We start from the raw sequence: 7,941 nt of genomic DNA, 5'->3' as shown, positions 1-7,941 counted from the left end.
TAACCGAGATATTTATCTTGCCGTCCCCTGGGAGAGCGGGTAACTTCTTAACTTGCGTCCAAAACTAGCGATCTGGCGCTCGAATAGCGGAAAAAATCCGCTCAAAGTCAATCATAAAATTATTAAATATTTTAATTGGTGCGCTCCCTCGCTCCCAAGCAGGAACAATCCGTTAATTCCGGATTAAAGTTTAAAATTTGTAACGGCAAAAATTTTGGATCAAAACTTCCGGTAATCTAATATTCGTGTTTTAAATAAACCAGGCTCAAACATATTTGAACTTAAATGCCCGATGTAAAAGCTATACCGGGAATCAAACAATTGTGGGAGAAAACCTCTGGCGAATCCGAAATTTGCGTTGCGGTTCTAGATGGGTTAGTTGACCAAAATCACGCTTGTTTTGCCGGAGCAAATCTCACCCGACTGCCTACTTTGGTACAGGGAGACGCAACACCCCAAGGGGATATGTCCACCCACGGCACCCACGTCACCAGCATCATTTTTGGTCAGCATGGTTCCTCAGTACCAGGAATTGCACCCCGATGTCGGGGATTGATTATTCCAGTATTTAGCGATGGAGGACGCAAGTTATCCCAACTCGATTTATCCCGCGCCATCGAACAAGCCGTCAGTGCCGGAGCGCACATTATTAATATCAGCGGCGGAAAATAGACCGATTTTGGCGCAGCCGAAGACTGGCTCGCCAGAGCGGTGCGTCTGTGCAAAGACAACAATATTTTGCTCGTGGCAGCGGCGGGAAACGACGGTTGCTTTTGCTTGCACGTTCCGGCATCCCTGCCAGCAGTTTTGGCAGTGGGAGCAATGGATGAACAAGGGAATCCCATCGACTTTAGCAACTGGGGCGAAACCTACCAAAATCAGGGCATTCTGGCTCCTGGGTCGAACATTCTGGGCGCGCAACCCGGAGGCGGTACGGTACGGCTGAGCGGTACCAGCTTTGCCACGCCGATTGTTTCTGGGGTAGCAGCTTTGTTGCTGAGTCTGCAAGTCCAGCAAGGGGTTTCACCCAATCCCCAAAAAGTACGCACCGCCCTATTACAGAGTGCCTTACCTTGCGATGCTGCCGATACAAACAGCAACCGCTGTCTGGTTGGCAAGTTGAATATTTTGGGTGCTTTGAATTTACTTACAGGAGAAACAATGTCAGAAGAATTGGAAGCCGTTACTGCTTCTGGATGTGGCTGTGGGGGAACTCTGGCGAGCAATCAGCCGGAGGCTCTGCCTCCCGCCATTCGTTCCCAGGCTGAGCCTGGGAACGAGGAGATGGAGGCTCTGCCTCTGGTCGAAATTACTGCTTCTAGTCTGACGGCAAGTCCAGAAATTGTCCCAGCAGAAGCGACTGCGCCAACAATTGCTTCAACCCAAACAATCTCAACTCGTCCATCTATTGCAACAACTTCAACCATGTCTAATCGCAGCTCAAATTATGTCACCGCTAGCCAATCTGACGCATCTACCGGCGGTATAGTTTATGCCTTGGGTACTTTAGGCTATGACTTTGGTACCGAAGCAAGGCGCGATACATTTAAACAACTCATGCCTGGGGTGGCGGTGGATAACACTACCGTTCCTGCCAATCCTTACGATGCGCGTCAGATGGTCGATTATTTGGCAGAAAGTCTTTCCGAAGCGAAGGCATTGATTTGGACGCTGAATATCGAATTGACTCCAGTTTATGCCATCGAACCCGTCGGTCCCTTTGCGCGGGAAGTGTATGCAGTGTTGCAGGAATTGCTCTCCGGACAAATTCAGGCAGAAGATAGCGCCGATTATGTCGAACGAGTCAGTATTCCTGGACGCCTTACTGGCAAAACGGTGAAGCTATTTTCTGGGCAAGTGGTGCCAGTAATTGAGCCGGAAAATACGCGGGGAATGTATGGTTGGAAAGTCAACAATTTAGTCACTGCGGCGATTGAAACAGTCCGTGCAACTACGGAACAAGTCAACGAAGCGGGGATGCAACGCACCCTGGATAGTTTCCTCAACCGCATCTATTACGACTTGCGGAATTTGGGTACAACTTCTCAAGACCGGGCGCGAGGGTTTTGCCGCGACGAATGCGTTTCAAGCCGCTTCTACCTTTGCTTTTGCGGTGGCGCAAGGAATGGAACTCGATAGTATTACCGTGGAGAAAAGTCCTTTCTGTCGGATTGATAGCGATTGTTGGGATGTGAAACTGAAGTTTTTTGACCCAGAAAATAGTCGCCGTGCCAAGAAAGTGTTCCGGTTCACGATTGATGTCAGCGATGTGATTCCGGTGACATTGGGCGAGGTGCGTTCTTGGTCTACGCCCTATTAATCTGTCCGCTGGAATGGTATTAACGCAAGTTGCTAGCTATCTTTTTAGAACTGCTAACAGCTAATGGCTAATCGTTAATGGCTAATAGTAGAACTGAAAAATATTCCCATGAGCAATTAGCAATTAGCAATTAGCTTCTGCTGTGCAACCCATGATAGTTATAACTAGCAACTTCTGTGTAGCGCGATCGCATAATATCATGCCCGTTTGAGCGCTTGTACAGCGGCTTGCAGCCCTTGTGAGGGAAAGCGTTATCGCAACAGCTGTGTGCGGGCACCCGCGCATGGTGCCCGCACACAGCTGTTGGTGTACCTCACTTTGATTGCAATCCGCTGTAATTCTCGTAGGGGCACGGCATCTTTAATATTACTCGGTTTGTTAAGAGATTTTGGACGCCGTGCCCCTACCCCAAATTATGCGCGATCAACCGGACATGATATAACTCACCATCTCTCGGCTGAGCACCTGGAAATAAATTTCAGCTCTTATAGCTAAAACCCCTTAAAACAAGTTAAAAATATTTACCATTCCGTTGCAACTGACAGTAGCTCTGATCCGGAATTTTAATTCAAGGCTGACTGAATACAAACAGGTTAGCTGCTTCAATCATCCGCCAATAAATCATCGATTTACGGGCTTTCCTGTTTAAGATTTGGAAATAAATGGGTCTCGCCAACTTTTTCTTGTTTGTTTGCGATTCGCACCTTGATTTGCTGCAAGCAAACCTCAAAGTTAACTGGATAAATAGAAAGCTAAAATAGCCGAAAAATTAGCCAAAAAAGCTTGACAATTTTGCCAGGAATTTATAGGATGATAAACAAGCAATAAGAGATCGCCTCCAAAAAGCGTACGCACACCAAATCCGGTACGCCCTTCCTGACAAGCGTACGCACTCCAAAAAAACCAGGCTACCCGCGAGGCTCCAGCCAAATATTCTTCACCAAAGAAGAAAGCGTACGCACCCCCAACAGTCTTCTTCACTAACTGAAGAAGGGGTCAAACATAGACCCGACCAAACCAAAACTACGTACAATGGAGTACGAACTATGAAAACCAAAAAATCTGTTAAACCCCAATTAGTAGCCCCCGTTGAACGGACGACAACCACCAGCCGCAACAATGCAGGCAGCTCTAGTGGGTTGTCCGCCTCGGATTTTTCGTGGACCTTAGTTTGGGATACGCCTTTTTCCGGGGATGACGGGTCGTAATCCCTTCAATTCTATCAGTAACATCTTGCAAAGGTCATTCATTCTTTTCTCTGTGGCGGCGGCGCACGATTTGCCTCAATGAATTGACGCGCCACCTCTGATACCATCGGGCTTTCCTACCTTAGGTACGCGGGAAACTCGTTGCGGTTCTTACGAGAACCCCTACTACGGGATTGACCAGAGGACTTACTGATACTCATGCCAGCTAGTAACTTGCTACCCCAGTAAGACTTGCTGGCAACTTTCCCCTTGGGTTTATAGCGCTGACAAAACCCCCGATATTTTTGGGCGCATTCCTCCTTTGCTATTGCCCAATTTGAGAAACGCCTTCTGCCACTGCGTCAACCCATCAAAAGTTAACCGCTCATAACTGCCATAGTTAACTCAAGTTGCTAGTTATAACTATTGTGGGTTGCTCTGATTGCTAATCGCTAATTGTTCATTGCTGATGGGAAGATTTTTTGCCTCTACCATTAGCCATTAGCTATTAGCCATTAGCCTGTCTTCAGAGCAATGACACAGCCAACAGAGTCCATGCTTACTATCAAACCCAACCCTTCAAAGGAGCAATTATCGGGTTACAAGAGCGGGAAATTCTAGCCAGTTCAATTGGGAATATAAATTTATATTACCAGATGACCAACTCTTCTTGACATTTAACCTTCTTGCCCATTTCACTTGTAAACATTTCACCCGTAAAACCATGAGATTACCCAAACTATCAACCCCCGTCAAAAGACCCGATATCATTTACCCCCATCGCGCCGTCGATGTCATTCACGGCAGAGTTGAAGATTTAGTTTCCATCCGTATGGACTTACTCCACGGCGCCAACTACAACGACCCCGCCGCCTTTCAAGCGCGAGGCTATCAGCAAATCAAATCTTCCTGCGGCTAGTGAAACTGCAATTCTAGATTTTAGATTCGCCTCGTTACCAGGCTCTTGCCTGGTAACGCATATCTAGAGGCTCTGCCTCTGGTAAGCACAGAAAGCAATCACCACTTCCTTTAGCGGCACGTGATTGATTATTTGAAATTACAAGTAGCCGTACCGATAACCAATAAAAAGGAGTTAGAAATGCCAGCCAACAAAAAACAACAACCAGAACAACCACAATCTGAACCCACCAAAACCAAAGAGGAACAAGCGAAAGAAAAGCTGTTACGCTCAACAGGTTTAGAAGACTATTCTTACTGGTGGAAAGAAATGGCTAAAAACCACGACCCGGACAAAGACCCACCCTTCCGTCGCGGTCGGATTTGGTGTTAATGAAGCAAAGAAACCGGGTTGATCTGAAAAATCGGAAACCCGGTTTCTCAGATGCCTGACTGTGTTACTAACAAGAGTGATATGATGTCCTTTGAATTGCCCATCATAAAAAAACCTTACCCCGTCGTTGCGTAGGGACACGGCATCAGAGATATCTCGGACAAACAAATAACGTTAATCGTGCCGTGTCCCGGCTTCTAATTATGGGTAATCGACCAAACATGATATGAAACATTTTTCCCATCCCTATGAACCAGAAAAACCTTTTCCCAATTTTGACAATTCCAGTAGAGCGTTCTTGGATAAAATCTGGTGGGCATAATACCAAAACCTGTGGTATTATTCCCCAGAGTTGCCAGGAAAAAGGCACTCTTAATTGCTGCCCATTTTGGTCAGAAGCCTCAAGTTAGTTAGTATTGACCCCGACCTACTGCTTGTGGTTAGAATTGCTTGATTGCTCAACTCCTACTGCAAACCCAGTAAATTGCCTCACAAAAGGCGAGCGATAACCCAACACAATATCACTCTTGGGAACCCCTGCGTCAACCAATTGTTGAGCAATCCCCGACTGGGTGCCATCTCGCGCCAATCCAAATCCGATTGCCTTTGATATCAATATGAATCAAACTCCCATAAACCACCGACTTCATCCCGCCAACCAACAAACATCACCAGATAATGTCCCCTAACTCCATCAGCAATAACTTCAACTTCCGTGCCTTCGCCAACCGCGCTCTTTGCATATTGCGGGAGGATTTTGTCAACTAAATCATGATAATTTAATGTCGTGATAACATAAACAGTCATCTAAATAAACAAGAGATTGGCTGTAAAATAGCTCAATTATCAATCATTAATCTAGTATAATGCCCGACCTGATCGCCATCCCCGGAATCCCCGAACTTTGGACCCATACCAAAGGCGACCCCCGCATTACTATTGCCATTCTCGATGGTTCTGCCGATATCTTCCGCGCCTGCTTTCAAGGAGCAAACCTCACCCGACTGCAACCCTACTGGCAAGAAGAACCCGCCCCCATCGAACCGCAATATGTAGAATTATTCTGGCAAATAGAAGCCCTAGAAAAGCAAAAAGCAGACCTAAAAAAAGAGCTAAAAAATAATAGCGACGATACAGATAGTGAAGAATTAGACGAACACCCAGCCGTGCAAGCGCTGAAACAAGAAGTAGAAGCCCTGCAAAAACAGATTCCAGAACCCATCCTGAAGCGCCTGCAATGTGACTTCCACGCTACGCACATTATTAGCACCATTGTCGGTCAGCACGGCTCTCGGGCCCCCGGTATCGCCCCCAACTGTCGCGCCTTCAACATTCCCATCGACACCAGCGGCGTCGGCGACGAATTCATCTCTCCCCTCAACCTGTCCCGCGCCTTCAACCTAGCGCTGGACTTGGGAGCGAACATCATCCACTGTGCAGCTTGTCATCCCACCCAAACGGGAATCGCCCACGACCTGATTGCTCGCGCTGTGCGTCAGTGCCAGGATAATAATATTCTGGTGGTTGCCCCTGGCGGTAACGACAAAGGGGAATGTTGGTGCATTCCCGCCGTGCTTGGGGGCGTCCTGACGGTGGGCGCGATGCGAGACGACGAACAGCCGTTTAAATTTAGCAATTACGGCGGCAATTATGAGTCTGAGGGCGTGCTAGCTTTCGGAGAAAACATCCTGGGGGCACAACCAGGCACCGACGAACCTGCACGCAAAAAAGGTACCAGTTGTGCGGCACCGATTGTAACGGGTACGGCGGCTTTGTTGATGAGCGTGCAATTGCAACGGGGCGAAAAACCGAATGCGGAAGCGATTCGCACGGCGATTTTAAATAGTGCCATTCCTTGCAACCCGGAAGAAGTGGAAGAACCGGAACGGTGTTTGCGCGGCAAGTTGAATATTCCGGGTGCGTTTGGGTTACTAACTGGGGAGTTATTAACTAGGATAAATCAACCGGAAATTAATCCTGTCGTAGTTTCTGGTATCACCCGCGCTGCAATAAATTTAGCTACAAGCGTTACTCCTAGCGACACAAACCGCGCTGCAATAAATTTAGCTACAAGCGTTACCCCTGCCAACACAACCCGCCCGGCAATCAATTTCCACTTGAGCTATAGCGAAAGTCCTCTCAAGAGGACTGAAAACATCACTGAGAGTCGGTTTGAACCGACTTTAGCTATGAGCGGATTTGCATCCAAAGCGGACTCTACCGATACAAACCAACCAGACAATTTAGAACTATCTGCCATGCCTAGCTACATTACCGCCGATGGCGTTACTCCTAGCCAAAAATCAAACTTAGTTTATGCTTTGGGAACCTTGGGCTACGACTTTGGCACCGAGGCGAGGCGCGATACTTTCAAACAATTAATGCCAGGGGTAAATATCGATGGCACGCTCATTCCTGCCAATCCTTACGATGCGCGTCAGATGGTGGATTATTTGGGCGAAAATCTTTCAGAAGCGAAAGCTTTAATTTGGACGCTGAATATTGAATTAACCCCGGTTTATGCGATTGAACCTGTGGGTGCATTTGCGGCAGATATCTACGAAACTTTGCAGCTAATTTTAGCCGGACAGGTGCAACCGGAAGACAGGGAAGATTACATCGAACGGGCGAGCATTCCTGGAAAGTTGACAGATAGAACGGTTAAACTTTTTTCTGGGCAAGTCGTGCCGGTAATTTCGGTGCAAAATACGCGGGGAATGTACGGTTGGAAAGTGAATACGCTGGTGAATTCTGCTTTACAAACGGTGCGTTCTGAAGCGGGAGAGGCGAATGAAGAAGGAATGCGACGTTCTTTGGGTAGTTTCCTGAAGCGCATCTATTTCGATTTGCGGAATTTGGGACAAACTTCTAGAGATAGGGCGCGAGGGTTTTGCGGCTACGAATGCGTTTCAAGCAGCTTCTACCTTTGCCTTTGCGGTGGCTAGGGGGATGGAACTCGACAGCATTGAAGTGGAAAAAAGCCCGTTCTGTCGCGTCGATAGCGATTGTTGGGATGTGAAATTGAAGTTTTTTGACCCGGAAAATGGTCGCAGGGCGAAGAAGGTATTCCGGTTTACGATTGATGTCAGAGATCCGATGCCGGTTACTTTGGGTGAGGTGCGTTCTTGGTCTGTGCCGAAATA

General features: G+C 47.5%; 7 protein-coding genes and 2 pseudogenes. 7 read left to right on the top strand and 2 right to left on the bottom strand.

The features are described 5' to 3' along the window. Positions 1-285: 285 nt before the first annotated feature. The 5 genes and pseudogenes from MiSe_RS46015 to MiSe_RS45995 all read left to right on the top strand — a co-directional run bounded on the left by MiSe_RS46015 (position 286) and on the right by MiSe_RS45995 (position 4,798). Positions 286-2,320 (top strand): annotated as a pseudogene (locus MiSe_RS46015) (S8 family peptidase). Between the two features lie 1,046 nt (positions 2,321-3,366). Continuing rightward, positions 3,367-3,528, top strand: a complete 162-nt coding sequence (locus MiSe_RS46010) for an anacyclamide/piricyclamide family prenylated cyclic peptide (protein WP_226593568.1) — start codon at positions 3,367-3,369, stop codon at positions 3,526-3,528. Positions 3,529-4,043: 515 nt separating this feature from the next. Then, positions 4,044-4,181: pseudogene (locus tag MiSe_RS53405) on the top strand (anacyclamide synthesis protein AcyF); the annotation flags it as partial. Between the two features lie 50 nt (positions 4,182-4,231). Next, positions 4,232-4,426: a cyanobactin biosynthesis system PatB/AcyB/McaB family protein gene (locus MiSe_RS46000; RefSeq protein ID WP_226593566.1), complete on the top strand. Its 195-nt coding sequence runs from the start codon at positions 4,232-4,234 to the stop codon at positions 4,424-4,426. Between the two features lie 180 nt (positions 4,427-4,606). Then, complete coding sequence (locus tag MiSe_RS45995) at positions 4,607-4,798, top strand: cyanobactin biosynthesis PatC/TenC/TruC family protein (RefSeq protein WP_226593564.1); 192 nt, start codon at positions 4,607-4,609, stop codon at positions 4,796-4,798. A gap of 427 nt (positions 4,799-5,225) precedes the next feature. Here MiSe_RS45995 and MiSe_RS51740 read toward each other — a convergent pair whose 3' ends face one another. Both MiSe_RS51740 and MiSe_RS51735 read right to left on the bottom strand, forming a co-directional pair. Next, complete coding sequence (locus MiSe_RS51740) at positions 5,226-5,414, bottom strand: element excision factor XisI family protein (protein ID WP_264197053.1); 189 nt, start codon at positions 5,412-5,414, stop codon at positions 5,226-5,228. After that, a complete protein-coding gene (locus MiSe_RS51735) occupies positions 5,411-5,605 on the bottom strand; it encodes an element excision factor XisI family protein (protein WP_264197052.1) in 195 nt (64 codons plus the stop codon). Before MiSe_RS51735 ends, MiSe_RS51740 begins: the two co-directional genes overlap by 4 nt. A gap of 59 nt (positions 5,606-5,664) precedes the next feature. On the opposite strand from MiSe_RS51735, the gene MiSe_RS45985 reads away from it, so the two are divergent. Further along, the gene (locus tag MiSe_RS45985) at positions 5,665-7,743 is read left to right on the top strand and encodes a PatA/PatG family cyanobactin maturation protease (protein ID WP_444980639.1); all 2,079 of its coding nucleotides are present in this window, start codon (positions 5,665-5,667) and stop codon (positions 7,741-7,743) included. Between the two features lie 4 nt (positions 7,744-7,747). Continuing rightward, positions 7,748-7,941: cyanobactin maturation protease PatG family protein (locus MiSe_RS54310; RefSeq protein ID WP_444980638.1), on the top strand; the 194-nt coding region annotated here is incomplete at its 3' end.

It is taken from the genome of Microseira wollei NIES-4236 (assembly GCF_020521235.1).
In the GTDB taxonomy this organism is placed as follows: Bacteria; Cyanobacteriota; Cyanobacteriia; order Cyanobacteriales; family Aerosakkonemataceae; genus Microseira; species Microseira wollei.
This window is presented reverse-complemented; position numbering and strand designations above follow the sequence as displayed.